Here is a 17,665-nt window from a genome sequence, read left to right as displayed (position 1 = left end):
TTCCTTAGGCGAGAATAACACAAAATCATCCCCACTTGCGGCCGTTGTGGACAAATTATGACTGTCAATCTACGGAGCTGGATGGCCCAAAGGATGCTCCCAGGACTGCCAGATCGCTAACACTCGATTTCGTGTGCCTGCCACTGGCCAGTATAATAGACATCTTGCAAAAGTATTTTTCTAATAGTGTTCTTGATGCAATAGCGAGTGGGGGAAACCACGGCAGTCGCTCATGGGGAGGGGCTGTGTGCGGAACCTGCGTCCGCACCGCTGTTTGCCCCGTGGAAACCACGGCAGTCGCTCATGGGGGAAACCCCCAAGACCGCGCTGCCTCCCCAAGACCGCGCTGCCTCCCCAAGACCGCGCTGCCTCCCCAAGACCGTAATGGTGCGCTTTCCGTGATGGCGAGGGATTGCTCGCCGCCACGGGTCGCACCTCTGCATCGCTTTGCGTCAATTCTTGTCCACTGTTCCGGTGATCCGCTGTTCCCTGTTCCCGACAACTGCCGCGAAGTCTAATCAAACCTGAGATTGAAAAATGGTAGTAAGCGAGGGCAGGCATCCGCTTCGCCACGAAATCCCTGGCAGTCCTGTGAAGATGAACAGAATTTTTAGGCTCTACGGAACCTACTGTGTAAAACTAACCATCAAAATGCCAAGTTAAAAAACTTCTCAGTCTGAAATTATCAAAATTTATGAATCCATCGGCTCTTCGTTTAATTAGCTTCAGCTTATTGTTGATTATGTGATGCCATAATTCTTAATTATCTCTATTGGCCTTGGCTGTTGAGATTATTATTTAATAATAAATCTCTAAGTCAATATTTACAAGATTTAGATTAATTAATTTATTAATTATTTTTTTGACAGTTACTCGAAATTACCCAAGAGGTTGGAGATAAATTATTATAAAAATTCATATTTATATTGAAAGACTGAGCCGATGTTGAGGTAATCTCCTGTCAATAGGAATCAACTTCTTCTTGATGAATGTCAAATTTTGTGAATGTATTCAACATTTCTTAATATATTCACTATTTCATGAGAGGAGTGTATATAATTGCTATCGGGGTGAAAGCTATAGGGCGCTGCGCCGCAGTGGCTAAGGGATTCCAGCGCTAGTAGCTTCACTAAATCTCCCCTGAAGACGGGAGGTTCAAGGACTCCCTTCTCCCTAGCACTTCTCTGGATAACCAATAGATGTTTAACTACTCAGCGTCAAAATTGCCTGGACTTCAATCCCTGTGGGATGAATCTATTGGCGATTCGCGGGTATGTGTAGCCGTTCTTGACGGATCAGTTGATCTATCTCATCCCAGCTTTCAAGGGGCTCAGCTAACTAAGCTGCCTACACTGGTTTCAGATGCTCCTGTGGGGAAGATGGCTAGTCATGGTACTCACATTGCCAGCGTAATTTTTGGGCAGCATGGTAGTCCAGTTCAGGGAATTGCCCCCGGTTGTCGTGGGCTGATTGTGCCAGTATTCTCTGATCGTCAGAATCGTTCACTGTTGCAAATAGACCTAGCTCGAGCCATTAATCAGGCGGTTGAACAAGGAGCTAATGTCATAAATATCAGTGGAGGCGAACTCAGTGAATCTGGTGCAGCAGACCCCATTTTAGAAAAGGCTGTCCGTCACTGTCATGAGAATGGTGTTTTAATCATTGCAGCAGCGGGAAATAATGCCTGTGAATGTCTTCATGTTCCGGCAGCTTTGCCCTCGGTACTAGCTGTGGGTGCAATGAATGACCAGGGATTGCCAATCGATTTTAGTAATTGGGGTCAGGCTTACCAAAACCAGGGAATCTTGGCTCCTGGTGAAAACATCTTGGGAGCCATGCTTGGTGGAGGTACCACCCTAAAATTTGGGACTAGCTTTGCGACTCCAATTGTATCTGGGCTGGTAGCACTGTTAATGAGCATCCAGCTCAAACGAGGAGAAAAACCCGATCCTCACTTCATCCGTCAGGCACTGCTTGAAAGTGCCTTACCTTGCCACCCAGATACAGTTCCAGATGCTCGTCGTTGTCTGGCAGGTCGTCTCAATATTCCTGGAGCATATGAGTTGATTACTAAAGGGGAAACACAAGAAATGTCCAATCAGAATTGGGAGGTGGAAAGAATGCAACCCAGTGAAGCCAGTAATTTGGGTTCGGCTGAATCGGTTAATCAGCAGCAAGTCTACGAAACGACGGTTGTCCCCAGTGCTAGTTCTGGACAAATGGGAGTCGTTCCCGCTGCCCATCATCAACCAGTTCAGCAAGCCATGCCAGTTCAACAGGGAATGCCCGTTCATTATCAGCAGATGGGAGTCGTTCCCGCTGGCTATAATCAACCGGTTCAGCACGCCATGGCAGTTCAACAGGGAATGCCCGTTGATTATCAGCAGATGGGAGTCGTTCCTGCTGCCCATCATCAACCAGTTCAGCAAGCTATGCCAGTTCAACAGGGAATGCCCGTTGATTATCAGCAGATGGGAGTCGTTCCCGCTGGCCATCATCAACCAGTTCAGCAAGCCATGCCCGTTCAACAGGGAATGCCCGTTGATTATCAGCAGATGGGAGTCGTTCCCGCTGCTCAGACTCCACCAGTTCAGCAAGCCATGGCAGTTCAACAGGGAATGCCCGTTGATTATCAGCAGATGGGAGTCGTTCCCGCTGGCCATCATCAACCAGTTCAGCAAGCCATGCCCGTTCATCCAGTTCATCATGGGCAGATGGGAGTCGTTCCCGCTGCTCAGACTGCACCCATTCAGCAAGCCATGCCAGTTCAACAGGGAATGCCGGTTCATTATCAGCAGATGGGAGTGGTTCCCGCTGGCTATAATCAACCGGTTCAGCAAGCCATGCCCGTTCAACAGGGAATGCCGGTTCATTATCAGCAGATGGGAGTGGTTCCCGCTGGCTATAATCAACCGGTTCAGCAAGCCATGCCCGTTCAACAGGGAATGCCAGTTCATTATCAGCAGATGGGAGTGGTTCCCGCTGGCTATAATCAACCGGTTCAGCAAGCCATGCCCGTTCAACAGGGAATGCCGGTTCATTATCAGCAGATGGGAGTCGTTCCCGCTGCTCAGACTGCACCGGTTCAGCACGCCACGCCCGTTCAACAGGGAATGCCGGTTCATTATGGGCAGATGGGTGCGGTACCCGCTATAGCTGCTAACACCGTTGCTCCTACTAGGGTTACCCCCAGCGGTGTCGTCCCTTCCATGGGATGTGGCTGTGATAGTGGGTCAAAGGCTTTGGTTTACGCAATCGGCACCATTGGCTATGACTTTGGCACAGAGGCTCGTCAAGATAGCTTTAAGCAGCTGATGCCCTTAGTGGATTCTCAAAACGTTAATAGAGAAGTTTCAGCAGAGAATGAAAATACTGAGACTGCTGTTCCTGCTAATCCATTTGATGTGAGGCAGATGACTAACTATCTTCTGGGTACTCCCATACTCGATGGCAATGGTGATCTGCAGCTAGATAGCCAGAACGACTATGAAGTCCGCCGTAATGAGGGAACAGACAACCTATCAGAAACTCAATCCCTGATTTGGACATTGAATCTAGAGCTGACCCCCATTTATGCTATTGAGGCGAAAGGTCCATCTGCTCAATTGGTGTACAAGCAATTGAGCAAGTTTCTAGAGGGGCAGGCTTTGCCACAAATTGCCCAGAACGATTACAACAAAGGATACATCGATAAAGTTTCAATCCCAGGAATTTTAACAGGTAAAACCGTTCAACTATTCTCTGGTCAAGTTGTTCCTGTACTTGAACTGTATAATCTGCGAGGACTGTACGGTTGGCACATTGAGATCTTAATCCAGGATGTCATTAACGCAGTTATGGCAGGCGGCATAGATGAAAGCCTGTTGAATCAATTGATTGAGGCGACCGATTATGCATTAAGAGCGTTTCTACAACGCATTTACTACGATCTGCGTAATCTTGGTCAAACCTCCCAAGAACGTGCTTTCAACTATGCTGCGACCAATGCCTTTCAGTTTGCAGATGCCTTAGTGACTGTACTACAGACTTCGTCGAGTTCAACTGCTGGGTCTATGCAGCTTGATACCATTGGGGTTGAACGAAGCCCCTTCTGCCGAGTCGATTCAGACTGCTGGGATGTCAAGCTTAAGTTCTTTGACCCAGAAAACGATAGACGAGCCAAAAAAATCCTGCGATATACAATTGATGTTAGCGATATTATGCCGGTGACCATGGGTCAACCCAGAATTTGGGATGCGCTCTAGTCAGATATTTTTTTTAAAAAAGGAGAAACGGCCATGAAATGTCCTAAGCAAGCTGTACCTGTTCAACGTCCTTCCACCTCAGCAGCAATATCTAACGAGAAAGGGGTTAAACCTAGCACTACTGCCTTTGAGGAAATACTGAGAGGGACATCAGGTGCATCAGGCTTGGAAGTAACCCTCAAATTCTGAGTCCAAATTGATTGGATTTGATGAGGGAAACTGGTCTGTGCTAGGTAGTTACAGACCCATCAACAACCATTAACAAAGGTAAACATCCATGACGCGATCAAGTTATGAAACTACCGAAGCAATCTGTACCCGTTAAAAGACCAGACCTGATTGACCCTTCCACAACAGTAGACCTGCAAATATTAATAGATGCAGGGGCAGTGGAGGAGTTGCGCAACCTTAAATTTGATTTACTTCATGGTGCCAACTATAACAATCCCATGAGATTCTTGATGCCAGCCAACTTCTGTGGCTGTCAGATATTCTCTGGACAGTCAAGAGCAAGATGCTCAGCTACCTATGGTGGGCTTTAGAGTTGAAGTATTGCTTAGCTTAGAAGTTGAGCGCCTCGCAGCCAAACCCCTAAAAATAGGGATAATAATGTATTTAACCGTATAAATCAGACATGGACAATTTACTAGCGCTATGGTATAATTAAAATAGGACACAGAGTTTTGCGACCATGCCAAAAAAAGTAGGAGCAACCAGGAAGATATCGACTCAAATCGTCCCTGTAGTGGGGATAGCAAAGTCGGTTGAGCTTGAGTTACTGTCTACTATGAAAAAACTTGGTGTGGTTCGCTCTGAGTCTTACAACAAATTGGGAAGCATTAGCTACTGGGGACTCGACTGGAAAAAAGCATACCCAGAAGTCAGGAGTTTTAGAAGTCCCGAATCCCTGGGATTGCCCTCTAAATTGATGGAATGGACGGTCAGTGATGTAGCCAAGGCCATTACAGCGAGCCAAGCTGCTTGCACTGAAGCGGTAATTAAAAAGGTTTACAAAAGGTTCCCTGGGAAAGATAACCAAAAGAAGCGGAAAGAGCTTTGCAAACAACTTAAGACCGTAGCTTTCCTCGATAACTCCCTCTTACACAGATTTGTCAGAAAGGAATTTCAGCGGGGACATTCTTGGGGTAAAAACCAGATAGTCTATCAACAAGGAGGGTACAAATGCAAAAGACTTTCCCGTAATACTTACCAGTTAGAAATAGCTGGATTAAAAAGAGGGAAGAGGAACAGGATAGTTGTTAGGTCTAACCGAAAAATAAAAGGACAAATAAGGTTAATCCACAACCAACTCCTGCAAAGATTTGAAATTCACTTCTTGGTAGACTATGGAACCGTAGAGATTTCATCTGAACGTCGGAGTATAGGAGTAGACAAGGGTTACACTGAGGCTTTCTATGACTCAGAGGGTCAAGCTCACGGAAAAGAACTAGGAAAAGTAGCCACCAAAAAGTCTGAGCGCATATGTGCAAAGAACCGGAACAGGGGTAAGCTTTGGGCACTTCATAGAAAACTAGAAAAAATAGACCCGGCCAAGTCGGCTCGAATACTCGAAAATAATCTGACCAGAAAAACAGAAAATCGCCGTTACAGAAAAAATCAATCAGAACTGACGGCGATAATAGGAGCAGCCTCTAAGTCTCTTTTTAATGGGGAATCTTTAAAGGTGTTTGCTGTTCGCGAAGCGTGGCCTACGGCCTCAGATTTAACACAGCCGATCCGAAATAAGCGCCAGTCTAAGGCCGTGTCCCGCAAACTCAATAGTTGGATGAAAGGAGTTATGCGAGATTCTTTGCAGAAATGGGCTGATTGGACTGGCTCGCTTGTCACAGAAGTTCAGCCTAGTTACACGTCGCAAATTGACTCCAGAAATGGAACCCTGTTGGGGAAAAGGACTGGGGACAATTTTACCGGATTTGATGGGGTCGTGTTACAGGCTGACTGCAATGCTGCTAAGAACATCCTTGCCAGAGGTACAGACAAGGAGATTTCTCGGTACATGAACAAGACCGAGGTTCAGGCCGTATTGTTGCGTCGTACCGCGCGTTTTTTGAAAGGGATGGGACTTAGTCTGCTTGATGCAGTCGAGCTTGGATGGATTGACTCTAAGCATACCAAAACTAAGGCTTTCAAGGAACTCCTCAACGGGATTTGAGGAACGCCTAGAAAAGATGAGTGGAAGACTTACTCCAATGGTTCATGACCACTCCTCACTCAGGCAACAAGAAAATGCACCTTGACCGTTTGATATTGGTTTGTCCCAATTAATACCGGTTTAAGAGTATCCCGATTTGATGGTGTTGGCTCGACTAACTAACTCCAGGATTCAACTTAGTAATAAAAGCCATGAATATTCACCAGGCCATTTATCGAACAATAGCCAAAAAAAAAAGCAAACCTCCGAGTACCTCAGAAGCTGAGCCGACGGTTCAACTGACTGAAATTGTTGACAAATTATTGGCAAAGCTACAGAAACAAAGCAACCTGCAACATTTTTCCTGGGTTGTTCAAAACGACCCTAATCTGCAAGCAGAACTGAACAAGATAACGGATAAAGGTGCCTTTGTCGAACAATTGCTGGCTCTCGCCAAAACTCAGGGTGGTTACAACTTTGCCGCTCAAGATGTGATGACAATGCCTGGATCGTGGAGTGCTAATTCTGTTGAGGAGCTGATCTCAGCATTCTACAAATTGGCCCAGGGAAGCCTGGAACACTTTCTGACAGATGTTAAACAAGATCCAGCCTTGCAACAAAAGCTAAGTGAGAAGCTGCAGACAACAACTGACAAAGGCAACCTTGCCCAAGTTCTAGTCAAACTCGGTAAAGCGGAAGGTTATTCCTTTACAGCAGAAGATGTTGAAGAGGTCGCACAGGGAATCTGATTAAACTTGATTCAGGAGAAACGGTGATGAAACTTCCCATTCAAGCTGGGCATGTCCCCCCTTGGTTAGGGTATGTGTTAGGCGAAAACTCACATCTAATCAAGTAAGTAACAGCCTAGTTCAGGAGAAATAATCATGAAATTACCGAAACAAACTGCACCCATTCAACGAAAAGTTTCCGGGACTACCCTGTCCTTGAATAATGGTGTCAATGGTGTTGAAGCTAGTGACACTATAGATGATGTTCTTAGAGTTACGGAGGCTGTAGCTCCAATTGTAACTCCAGTTTTAACGGCAGCTATAGGCTCTCTTATCTAGCACTAATTGTCTCGTAGGAATGATCCTTCAGGAGTCTGAGCATGAGTCTTACTTCCTTACCCGTTCAAGACATCTCTGATACAGCCTTCCTCACAGCCTTCTATCGGGTTCTGGAGAGCGATCGCCCAGACGCTCATTTTCAGGATCCCTATGCCCGGATTTTGGCGGGAACTCGGGGACAGCAGGTGTTGCAGCAAATGCCCCAGCAGGAGGCCCACGCCCCTGGGTGTATCGTGCGCACCTGTGTTATGGACGAGTTGATTATCCAGAGTATTGAGCAAGGGGGAGTCGATGCAGTTCTGAACTTAGGAGCAGGACTTGATACCCGTGCCTACCGTCTGCCTGTACCAGCTTCACTCCTGTGGATTGAGGTTGATTTCCCTACTGTCTTAGACTATAAAGCTAGTAAACTGGCTAGCATCAAGCCTGGGTGCAGACTCAAATCTGTTCCCCTTGACGTGACCAATTCCCAAGCAAGGCAGCGTCTTTTTCGGGACATTGGCTCTGAGACAAAAAAGGTACTGATCGTAACGGAAGGGCTGCTTGTCTATCTGAATCCTGAGCAAGTTGCAGCCCTAGCTAGGGATTTGTGGGCACAGCCCCAGTTGAGTTGGTGGCTCACGGATCTGGCTTCCCATAGTGGGTTGCAGCTCATCCAAAACAGTCTGGATCAGGCTACAGCTAATGGTGAAGCCAAGCTTCAATTCGCTCCTGCCGAGGGGACAAACTTTTTTTGGCAATTAGGTTGGGAAACCACTGAATTTCGTTCTCTCCTAGAAGAAGGACAGCGTTTGCAGCGTTTAGACCTGCCTGAGGCACTGCTGGCGTTATTATCCTCCCCAGAACATCAAGAAAGTTTGCGCAAGTTAGTTGGCTTTGCTTTGCTGAGGCGATCAGAAAAAGACAATCATTCCTAACTGACTCTCTTTCTGTCTAACCATTGACGAATTAACTAAAACAAGGAGCAATCATATGAAACTTCCAGTTCAAGTTAAGCCCGTTAGCCGGGACTCCCTAGGAAAAACTTATTTAGGCTTCAAGACTGGTATTAATCCAATTGCAGCTCTAAACCAAGGGCGGCAAGTGCAAGCATCTAATGGTAATCTTCTAGCACCACCACCACCGGTTAACCCTGGGCCAACAGCTCTGCCACCCATCTCACAAAACTGTAAAAACTGCATAGACCAGCAAGTGGGGCAAGGTCTGTCAAGAAGCGCAGCCTGGAATGCTTGCTTCAGCATCCCGACTATATGCCCAGGGGCGTAACATTGCTCGACCCTAAAATTCCTGGGTGAGGGGCTCAAAGCCCCTTAAGGTCACGCAAATCGCCGTTTTTTTATACTATTGGGTTTAATAATAGAAAAACAGGGGCGAAACCGCTGCCACTCGGGAGCTTCAGCGAACCGAAAAATTGAAAATGAAACAGCCCTGCGAATATATGCCCGTGAGCAGAGACTTATTCGGAAAAACCTAATTTAGGTTTCAAGGCTGCTAAATTCTGGGAGCGTATTAGAACATATAGTCGCGAACCTAAATGATAGCAAATGTGTGATTGCACTAGTTTTCTAAGTGCCATCACACTTTCTGTGCATAATTGCCTCTAGGGAGGTATCCTCAATAATATAAAGTCTGGTTGAACACCCTTAATGAAATCCCAAATTTCAGAAGGGAAAAAAGAGTATGAAACTTCCAAATCAAGCTTCACCCGTCAGGAGATTGGTTGTCCAGAACTATTTAGGTGTACAAGAGACCCTAGAGGAAGTAGCTAGCCAAAGGAACTCTTGGGAGTTGAAGCTAAAAAAAGAAAATGATTCCTCCTCTCCCTTCGAAGATATCAAGAAAACATTTGATATTGTTGCAAAATCTGAGTTGGAGGAAGTTTCATCTGGGGAAAGCAGTACTAAGGAAACCCCTAACCCCATTCCTGAACCTCCTGATCAGATTCAGGAATACCCCAGTGATACTGGACTTTGGACAAAATTGGGAAGGATTCTGCAACACCTAGCGATGCCAGCAATTTCCCGTCCGTCCGACTCTTCTGGCAGGGTAGTTTGAACACCCTTAATGAAATCCCAAATTTCAGAAGGGAAAAAAGAGCATGAAACTTCCAAATCAAGCTTCACCCGTCAGGAGATTGGTTATCCAGAACTATTCAGGTCTACAAGATACCCTAGAGGAATTAGCTAGCCAAAGGAACTCTTCGGAGTTGAAGCTAAAAAAAGAAAATGATTCCTCCTCTCCCTTCAAAGATGCCGAGGAAACATTGGAGGAAGTTTCATCTGAGGGAAGTAGTACTAAGGAAACCCCTAACCCCATTCCTGAACCTCCTGATCAGATTCAGGAATACCCCAGTGATATTGGACTTTGGATAAAACTTTGTAACTTCTTTTCCTGCATCAAAAATCCCCCCATCTAATATCAAGTCTGGTTGAATACCCATAATTAAGGAGAGAGTGGGGAGGGTGGGAGGTGTGGGGAGATGGGGAGATAGGGAGATTTTTATTAAGGGTAATTATCCCGACATGATATAGCGCTACGCGCAAGTCAGAAGTTAGAAGTCAGAAGTCAAAGGTGCGCTTTCCGTTCTCCGTAGGAGACGCGGGGCGCGTTCGGCGAATTAAATTCGCCACGGGTCGCACCTAAAAGTAAGCTATGATTAAGTTTCGGAGTTTAGGAATGTCCTAATCTGAATGCGTACTGCTATATAAGTCAGGGTAAATGCATCTAATGTTAGTATAAATTGTAACATAAAAAAACTGATTAACTTAATTTTTTTTAATTCGAATAAATCCCATCCTAAAGCGGTGCGACAAGGCGCGAGGTTTCCTCGCCAAGGGAACGGGCACCAAGAGAGGCAGTTTTTTTGTTCAAAGTCAACGAATTTTCCGCTGACTTTGAACAAAAATCAAAGGAGGATTTGCGTACGCAACCACAATGTAGAGTACTCTCAAATCGACTAATGATAACAGGGCAAATAATTGATAATCAATCGGGCTTATGGAGAATAAACAGGTTAATTATGGATTTTTGATACTATTGTTTACTTTTTGACTGTAATTTTTAATACAAATTTATAGGCGTTTAACCTGGGGGAAAAGCCCATCAGCCCAAGACTATGAATCCCTGGCAGCAGACGTAAAAGAGATTAAACAAAGGCTTACCTGTTTTATTAAAAAGCTGACGGCTGACGGCTGATAGCTGAATGGTTACCTAACGATTAACCGTTGATAAGTAATTACATGTCACTTCTGTTCTTTTTGTGCTATCTCCAACTCTTTTTGTGCCATATCCAACAATTCTGGTACGGTCACAAACTGGTAACCTTGCTTTCTCAATTCAGTAATAATTACCGGTAAAGCTCGTATCGTCTTGGCACGATTGCCGCCACCATCGTGGAGTAGCACAATTCCTCCCGGTTTCGCTCTGCGGAGAACATTATAGGTCAACCGACGTTGGTTTACCGAGTAATCCTCTGAGTCAGCTGACCATTTTACAATCACGTAATTTTTTTTTCGGGCGTAAGCCACTAAGCCATTGTTCATTATCCCCCCAGGGGGTCTAAACAAAGAGGTCTTAACGTTAATAGTTTTGTAAATCCGTGCTGTGGTATTATCAATTTCCTTAGCAGCTGCTAAGGGATTATGATAGTAATAACTATGGTTCCAACTATGGTTGCCAAGGGCATGACCATGGTCCACAATTTTCTTAAGCTCTTCTGGATATAGATAAACATTTCTCCCTACCACGAAGAAAGTTGCCTTAACATCATATTTTTTAAGGATGTGTAGGACATCGTTAGTCATCTTCGGCCAAGGACCATCGTCAAAGGTCAAGGCAATTACTTTCTGTGGAGTTTTAAGCTCAACGTCCTCGATATATTTTCCCCGAAATTGCGGAGGAACATAGTTAATCTGCTTGCCTCTCTCTTGCTCTGCCCATTTAGCAATACCTTGCTGCAAACCTTTATCTGGCGGCTTAGTTAACGTTTCAACCTTCTTTGAGTCAGTTTGCTGCTGTGGCATTTGCCTAGTGATTAGTGCAGCAATATTTTGGTTAGCCCATCGACTTGTTTTCAAGGTGTAGCCAGCCATACAACTTAGAATAGCAGCAATTATAATCCATGTACTGCGCGACCAGAATAAGCCCTCACGTTTTGCCAAAATTGGTCTCCTTTGCTCCTGCAAAAATACCAGGAAAGTAAATTATCATCTATAACTAACCATCATCTTATATACTGGTGGCTAGCTGTTGCCTAATTGTCTGTTTAATTGTCTGTTTAAGATTAGCGGTCAGCCATCCGGTGACAATTGCTGATAGTAGATATTGACAAGACAATCGGTAACTTCTGCAATACTCATACCATCGGTTTGTACTTCAATAGCATCAGCTGCCTTGCGCAAGGGGGCTACAGCACGGGTGCTGTCCTTCAGGTCGCGCTGTTGAATCTCCTGCTCCAGCTGTTCTAAGCTCACCTCTTGCCCCCGGTTTTTCAGGTCTTGCTGACGGCGACGTGCCCTTTCTTGGACAGAAGCCGTTAAGAATACTTTGACTTCTGCATTGGGAAAGACATGGGTGCCAATGTCACGACCTTCAGCCACTAATCCTCCTTGACGACCCCAGCGCTGCTGTTGTTTGAGTAACTCACGGCGTACTGAACTCAGGGCAGCCACTGTAGACACTTTGGCAGTAACGGACTGTGAGCGAATGACCTGGGTAACTTCTTCTCCATCAACCCACACCTGAATCCCAAACTCTCCCGGTTGATTATTAGTCAGATTAATTGTACACTTACTGACTAATTCTGCGATCGCAAGCTCATCCTCCAAGTCAATACCGGCTTTGAGCACCCGCCATGTCACAGCCCGGTACATGGCACCAGTATCAAGATACATCAATCCTAACTCTTTGGCTACCAAACGGCTAACGGTAGATTTTCCAGCTCCAGCCGGACCATCAATGGCCACAATCGGTTTGCGGTGGGACAGGAGTATATTGTCAATTAAACGAGTTGTACCTAAGTGAACTGCGATCGCTAATAATCCTTGCTCTTCAACCTGTTCGAGGGGAGTGAGAGTAACAGGATGTACTAATTCCACATACTCGACCTGGATATCCTGGGTTCCAGCTAATTCTGACATAACCCTCTCAATCAGATTGATGCGATCGCATAATCCACCTTGAAACGCTTTCTGAGCGCTACGCAACGCTTTATATAGTAATGATGCTTGGGCTTTTTGCTCTGGTGTCAGGTATTGATTGCGAGAACTACAAGCGAGTCCCGACTTTTCCCGCACAATCGGACAAGGAACAATTGTCACTGGTAACTTAAAATCTGCCACCATACACTGGATGATTGCCAACTGTTGGGCATCCTTTTGACCAAAATAGGCTCTGTTTGGTCGTACCAAATTCAACAGCTTGACCACAACAGTTGCCACACCCTGAAAAAAACCAGGACGAGAGACACCACATAGGACAGAAGTCATGGCTTTGGGTGGAACCACTTGAGTCAATTCATCACCCTTGTCCGCAGTGGGCATTGGATTGTCACCATACAACTGATCCACAGTGGGAGCAAAAATTGCATCAACTCCAATCTGTTGGCAAAGTTCTTGATCCTGAGCCAATCCACGGGGGTACTCCTGAAAATCCTCTGTCGGTGCAAACTGAAGAGGATTAACAAAAATACTAACAATCACCAGAGAATTTTCTCGTCTTGCCCGCTCAATTAAGCTTAAGTGACCGCTGTGCAAGGCTCCCATAGTGGTTACTAGACCCACTTCCTTGCCATGACCTTGACGTTCTAAGTAGCAGTGTAATCCAGCAGTTGTTGTAAACAGGTGCATAAGACTCTAGAGTTTAGATCCCTATTGATGTTAGCAACATAGTCCTATATAAATAGAAATCTCCAGGAGTTGCCAAGTAATTCCTGGAGATTTCTATTGGCTAATAACTAATTAATTTAATAAAGAATTTCTATACGCACAGACCCAGTGCCAGACCTTACCAGTCCAATTATTCTGGCAGCTCCTCTGGACAAGTCAATAATCCTACCCCTGACATAAGGTCCACGGTCATTAATCCGCACAATGACAGAGCGACCATTTCTGAGATTAGTCACTTTGACTCTAGTGCCAAACCGCAAAGTACGATGAGCAGCAGTCAGAGCGTATTGATTGAATCTTTCGCCACTAGCAGTGCGCCTGCCATGGAAACCTGAACCATACCAGGAAGCTATCCCCCTTACACTCCATCGCACTCGGCGACGGCTACGCCTTGCAATCGTTGGTACTTTTAGTGGTTGCCATGTCTGTGGTGAAGCAGTGCTTTTTTTGAGAGGAGAAGCTAAGCCGATCAGGATAGCGTTTCCTTGGAGATTAGAATTGGCAGAAGCTCTCTTCTCTTCTGACTTTGGAATCTCCTCAGTCGTAATTAGCTCAGACCCTGGCAAGGTTAAACTAGGAAGAGTTCTAAATTTATCTGGAAACTTAGCAAAATCAAACATCTGAACTTGCTGATTTGAGAGTTTTTCAGCATCTGGAATTGTGGCAGATTTCACCTCTGTCATCAGTGGTAAGTCAGGGTTATCTTTAACAGTATAGTCAAAGCCCTTAGCTGATGAAATATCAGTTGATAAATGATATAGCACTACGCGCTACTGTTAGGACATTCCTAAACTCCGAAACTTACTCATAGCTAACTTTTAGGTGCGACCCGTGGCGAATTTAATTCGCCGAACGCGCCCCGCGTCTCCTACGGAGAACGGAAAGCGCACCTTTGACTTCTGACTTCTAACTTCTGACTTGCGGGTAGCGCTATAAGCCTCACAGCTTAGTTGCTAGAGGCTATCCACTTAAACAATAAGCATTCAGCCTAGGGAGTTAGCTGAATGCTTACTTTAAGCAGGGACACGGATCATACTAATAGTGACATACTCCCACACGCTCATCGAAGATTACAGTGTGGGCTTCTTACCAACTCCAGCCATCACTATCGGCTTTCGCCGACGCGGGGCGCGAACGGATACACGGGTTACTTTATTAACGACACGGGATGCCCCGACCCACCGGAACAATATAATGAGTTCTATTTTTTAGGCACGTAAGTGGCTGACTTGCCCAGCATTTAAGGCCGTAGGCCACGCTACGCGAACGGCTTTGTTTATCAGTACATATATTATAGCAATTTTATAATACCCTGTGCAAAATTCATCCCACACCTAATGCGTAGCATTAGGTGTGGGATGAATTTTGCCGGACAGCTAATTGTCGTGTCTACCTGCAACAAACTTTTTTTCACCTTTGGTAATGGAGAATTGGGAATTGGGAATTAGATTACAATTAGCGATTACCCATTCCCCATTAGCCATTACCCATTGCCGTTGAAGATTTAAGTTAATATAAAACCTCTAGACGCACAGCAGCAGTGCCGGATCTTTCAAGTCCGATAACTCGGGCTGCGCCCCTGGAAAGGTCAATGAGCCGACTCCTGCTGTGGGGTCCACGGTCATTAATTCGCACAATGACGGAGCGACCATTTCTCATGTTAGTCACCCGCACCCTAGTCCCAAACCGCAAGGTACGATGAGCAGCAGTCAGGGCGTATTGATTAAATCGCTCACCACTGGCAGTGCGTCGGCCATGGAAACCCGGACCATACCAAGAAGCCATACCCCTCATCTGACTTCTTACTCGTCGAGTGGTACTCCTAGCTACTTTCTGTACTCTTCGTGGTTTTGGTGCTGGCGGTAAGTCGGCAATTTCTTTGAGAGGGGGAGCGTAACCGATCAGCCGTCGCAATCGATTAGTAGCTTGTAGAGCATCTTCAGCCAGGTCTTTAGTGGTATCTGGCAGAATTGTATTCTGATCAACTTGGACTAATTCTTCCTGATTGACTTGGATGCTGTAGCTTTTGTAGGAACCATTCCAACGGACAGTGATTGACTCAGCATTGACATTGTTGCGATGAAGTTCATTGATCCGAGCAGCAACCACTTGAGCCCGCTGAATTGAGTCATTTTCTGACCCCTTAGCATCCGATATCGTAGCGTTGCCTGGGGCAACAGAAGACGGAGTTGCTATCTTTTCAACCTCAGTAGCAACTCTGTCTTTGCTAGGGTCAGTATTGATTCCCTGTGAACCTAGGAAAGTCAGAACAGGAATACTGCGGACATACAGTGTAGCTGCCTGACGTCCTGCCAGTTGATAAGCATAAATATTGGTAATGATTTCTGAGGTACTGGCAGTCCTCAGTTGCTCTGGAAACTCAGCCAATTGAAACTCTGGTGTGGGCTGAGCTGGTAGTTTTTTTATTGCTGCAGTTGCGCTAGATGGCAATTCTTGTGCCAGTTGGGTATCAGAATTTCCTTTCACAGTCTGAACAACTGTCTCAGCGGATGAGACAGGAGTTGATGTTGTTGTACCGAGAACTGTTGTTAGGAAAGAAGCGGTGATGCCACCCCAAATTTTTTGATTCATAGGTCTGTTGTCTACGATAATTGGCAGTTTTAGGCATTATGGTGCTGCAAGAAACCCAGCAACATAACTTCAACTTGCCCATTAACTCCTCACAAATTGGTTATTAGTGATTTAACTAAAAACCTGAAACAGAATACCATGAAGTTTCTGATGGTGGAATCCCCATTTTATGAAGCTGTTACTAATAACTTGTCAAAATCGACTGTTGTAGATTGACCACAAACTAAGTTATATTAGTGGTTAGAGCTTTTGTGAAGTTTTTGTGAAGTAACGCCAATAATAGTTAATTCTTATCAATCCCATCAAGATCTGCGAAATAACTAATGAATCAACCTCAACAAATTTCCTCTATAAAGTAAACTTGAATACAGACTAGGTGCAACCAATTCTGGTAAGAAAGGGCGCTGACCACGGCGCTGACCACGGCGCTGACCACTACCTTCATCAAAACACTACTGATCTGACCCTATTTGCCCCCTAGGTCTTGATCGACACTACCCTGTAAGATCAGGTCAGGATAATTACCCTTAATAAAAATCTCCCTATCTCCCCATCTCCCCACACCTCCGTTTCTCCCCATCTTCCCCACCCTCTCCTTAATTATGGGTATTCAACCAGACTTGATATAAAATACATCCTGCATTTCTAGCTCAAAAGCATTTTTGTTTTCCCATGGATTATCGAGACGCTGGTGTTGATATTGAGGCAGGTCGAGGATTTATTAACCAAATCCGTAGCCTGGTAAAAAGTACCCACCGTTCGGAAGTATTAGGTGGACTAGGTGGTTTTAGTGGTTGCTTTCAGCTGCCAGTTGGATATACTGAGCCAGTGCTGGTATCTGGAACTGATGGAGTTGGTACTAAACTCAAATTGGCTCAAGACCTCAACCGCCATGACACTGTTGGCATTGATTTGGTAGCGATGTGCGTCAACGATGTCTTGACTGTTGGTGCGGAACCCCTGTTTTTCTTGGATTATTTAGCCACTGGCAAGCTCAACCAACAACAACTGACTCAGGTTGTTGCCGGTATTGCCCAAGGTTGTCGTCTGGCTGGGTGTGCTTTACTAGGAGGGGAAACCGCAGAAATGCCTGGTTTCTACGAACTCGCTGAGTATGACCTAGCAGGATTTTGTGTAGGAATTGTGGAAAAGAGCCGCATGCTTGACGGTTCCCAAGTCCAAATTGGAGATGTGGTAATTGGTTTGGCCAGTCAGGGCGTCCACAGCAATGGTTTTAGTCTGATCCGGAAAATTGTTCAGGATTCCCCAGACAACGCTCTTTCCTGGGACATAACTCCGGAATTTTTAGCTGGTAAAAGCTTAGGGGAGGAATTGTTGACACCAACTCAGATTTACGTCAAACCGGTGCTTGATGCTCGTAGGGCTGGTATCGAGATTCACGGTATGGCTCACATTACTGGCGGCGGTATCCCAGAAAACCTCCCTCGTTGCCTGGGTGCTGGACAATCCGTCCAGATTTATCCCAACAGCTGGGTGATTCCACCAATTTTTAAGTGGCTAGCCCAAACAGGTCAGGTTAGTCCTCAGGCAATGTTTGATACCTATAATATGGGGATTGGTTTTGTGCTGATTGTTCCTCAACAGCAGGTTGAGCAAACCCTAACATCGTTTAATTCACAGCAGGTAAATGCATGTAAAATTGGTGAAGTAATCCCAGGGGATGGTGGTGTTGTTGGTCTAGTTACATACTCCCGACGCTCATGA

At 45.5% G+C, this 17,665-nt stretch carries 15 protein-coding genes and 2 pseudogenes; 11 read left to right on the top strand and 6 right to left on the bottom strand.

Going from position 1 to position 17,665, the window contains the following annotated elements:
• Positions 1–180: 180 nt before the first annotated feature.
• Together LYNGBM3L_RS42795 and LYNGBM3L_RS39705 are read right to left on the bottom strand one after the other, a co-directional pair.
• Entirely contained in the window at positions 181–522 is a 342-nt protein-coding gene (locus LYNGBM3L_RS42795; RefSeq protein ID WP_131827243.1) for a hypothetical protein, read from the bottom strand.
• Positions 523–639: 117 nt separating this feature from the next.
• Positions 640–741 (bottom strand): annotated as a pseudogene (locus tag LYNGBM3L_RS39705) (transposase); the annotation flags it as partial.
• Between the two features lie 458 nt (positions 742–1,199).
• Here LYNGBM3L_RS39705 and LYNGBM3L_RS44885 point away from each other — a divergent pair.
• The 10 genes from LYNGBM3L_RS44885 to LYNGBM3L_RS04450 all read left to right on the top strand — a co-directional run bounded on the left by LYNGBM3L_RS44885 (position 1,200) and on the right by LYNGBM3L_RS04450 (position 9,879).
• The gene (locus LYNGBM3L_RS44885; RefSeq protein WP_008179627.1) at positions 1,200–4,244 is read left to right on the top strand and encodes a S8 family serine peptidase; all 3,045 of its coding nucleotides are present in this window, start codon (positions 1,200–1,202) and stop codon (positions 4,242–4,244) included.
• A gap of 33 nt (positions 4,245–4,277) precedes the next feature.
• Entirely contained in the window at positions 4,278–4,433 is a 156-nt protein-coding gene (locus LYNGBM3L_RS42790; RefSeq protein ID WP_008179625.1) for a hypothetical protein, read from the top strand.
• A gap of 104 nt (positions 4,434–4,537) precedes the next feature.
• Positions 4,538–4,786, top strand: coding sequence for a cyanobactin biosynthesis system PatB/AcyB/McaB family protein (locus tag LYNGBM3L_RS35305; RefSeq protein WP_008179623.1), 249 nt, complete (start codon positions 4,538–4,540; stop codon positions 4,784–4,786).
• Positions 4,787–4,935: 149 nt separating this feature from the next.
• Entirely contained in the window at positions 4,936–6,417 is a 1,482-nt protein-coding gene (locus LYNGBM3L_RS04480; RefSeq protein WP_008179622.1) for a zinc ribbon domain-containing protein, read from the top strand.
• A gap of 191 nt (positions 6,418–6,608) precedes the next feature.
• Positions 6,609–7,145, top strand: coding sequence for a Nif11-like leader peptide family natural product precursor (locus LYNGBM3L_RS04475; RefSeq protein ID WP_008179620.1), 537 nt, complete (start codon positions 6,609–6,611; stop codon positions 7,143–7,145).
• A gap of 135 nt (positions 7,146–7,280) precedes the next feature.
• A complete protein-coding gene (locus tag LYNGBM3L_RS04470) occupies positions 7,281–7,463 on the top strand; it encodes a hypothetical protein (protein ID WP_008179618.1) in 183 nt (60 codons plus the stop codon).
• Positions 7,464–7,504: 41 nt separating this feature from the next.
• On the top strand, positions 7,505–8,380 hold the full coding sequence (locus tag LYNGBM3L_RS04465; RefSeq protein ID WP_008179616.1) for a class I SAM-dependent methyltransferase: 876 nt from the start codon (positions 7,505–7,507) through the stop codon (positions 8,378–8,380).
• A 55-nt stretch (positions 8,381–8,435) separates the two neighbouring features.
• Positions 8,436–8,729: a hypothetical protein gene (locus tag LYNGBM3L_RS04460; RefSeq protein ID WP_008179613.1), complete on the top strand. Its 294-nt coding sequence runs from the start codon at positions 8,436–8,438 to the stop codon at positions 8,727–8,729.
• A gap of 414 nt (positions 8,730–9,143) precedes the next feature.
• The gene (locus LYNGBM3L_RS04455; RefSeq protein WP_008179610.1) at positions 9,144–9,518 is read left to right on the top strand and encodes a hypothetical protein; all 375 of its coding nucleotides are present in this window, start codon (positions 9,144–9,146) and stop codon (positions 9,516–9,518) included.
• A gap of 43 nt (positions 9,519–9,561) precedes the next feature.
• Positions 9,562–9,879: a hypothetical protein gene (locus tag LYNGBM3L_RS04450; protein ID WP_008179608.1), complete on the top strand. Its 318-nt coding sequence runs from the start codon at positions 9,562–9,564 to the stop codon at positions 9,877–9,879.
• A gap of 826 nt (positions 9,880–10,705) precedes the next feature.
• On the opposite strand, the gene LYNGBM3L_RS04445 is transcribed toward LYNGBM3L_RS04450, so the two are convergent.
• The 4 genes and pseudogenes from LYNGBM3L_RS04445 to LYNGBM3L_RS04430 all read right to left on the bottom strand — a co-directional run bounded on the left by LYNGBM3L_RS04445 (position 10,706) and on the right by LYNGBM3L_RS04430 (position 15,940).
• Positions 10,706–11,623 carry a polysaccharide deacetylase family protein gene (locus tag LYNGBM3L_RS04445; RefSeq protein WP_229414304.1) on the bottom strand — a complete coding sequence of 306 codons (918 nt, stop codon included), beginning with the start codon at positions 11,621–11,623 and terminating at the stop codon, positions 10,706–10,708.
• Positions 11,624–11,752: 129 nt separating this feature from the next.
• On the bottom strand, positions 11,753–13,309 hold the full coding sequence (locus LYNGBM3L_RS04440) for a bifunctional pantoate--beta-alanine ligase/(d)CMP kinase (protein ID WP_008179603.1): 1,557 nt from the start codon (positions 13,307–13,309) through the stop codon (positions 11,753–11,755).
• 116 nt (positions 13,310–13,425) lie between these two features.
• A pseudogene (locus LYNGBM3L_RS49300) lies at positions 13,426–13,821 on the bottom strand (septal ring lytic transglycosylase RlpA family protein); the annotation flags it as partial.
• Positions 13,822–14,857: 1,036 nt separating this feature from the next.
• Positions 14,858–15,940, bottom strand: coding sequence for a septal ring lytic transglycosylase RlpA family protein (locus LYNGBM3L_RS04430; protein ID WP_008179597.1), 1,083 nt, complete (start codon positions 15,938–15,940; stop codon positions 14,858–14,860).
• Positions 15,941–16,612: 672 nt separating this feature from the next.
• Here LYNGBM3L_RS04430 and purM point away from each other — a divergent pair.
• Complete coding sequence (purM, locus tag LYNGBM3L_RS04425) at positions 16,613–17,665, top strand: phosphoribosylformylglycinamidine cyclo-ligase (RefSeq protein WP_008179594.1); 1,053 nt, start codon at positions 16,613–16,615, stop codon at positions 17,663–17,665.

Source organism: Moorena producens 3L (genome assembly GCF_000211815.1).
Lineage (GTDB): Bacteria > Cyanobacteriota > Cyanobacteriia > Cyanobacteriales > Coleofasciculaceae > Moorena > Moorena producens.
This window is presented reverse-complemented; position numbering and strand designations above follow the sequence as displayed.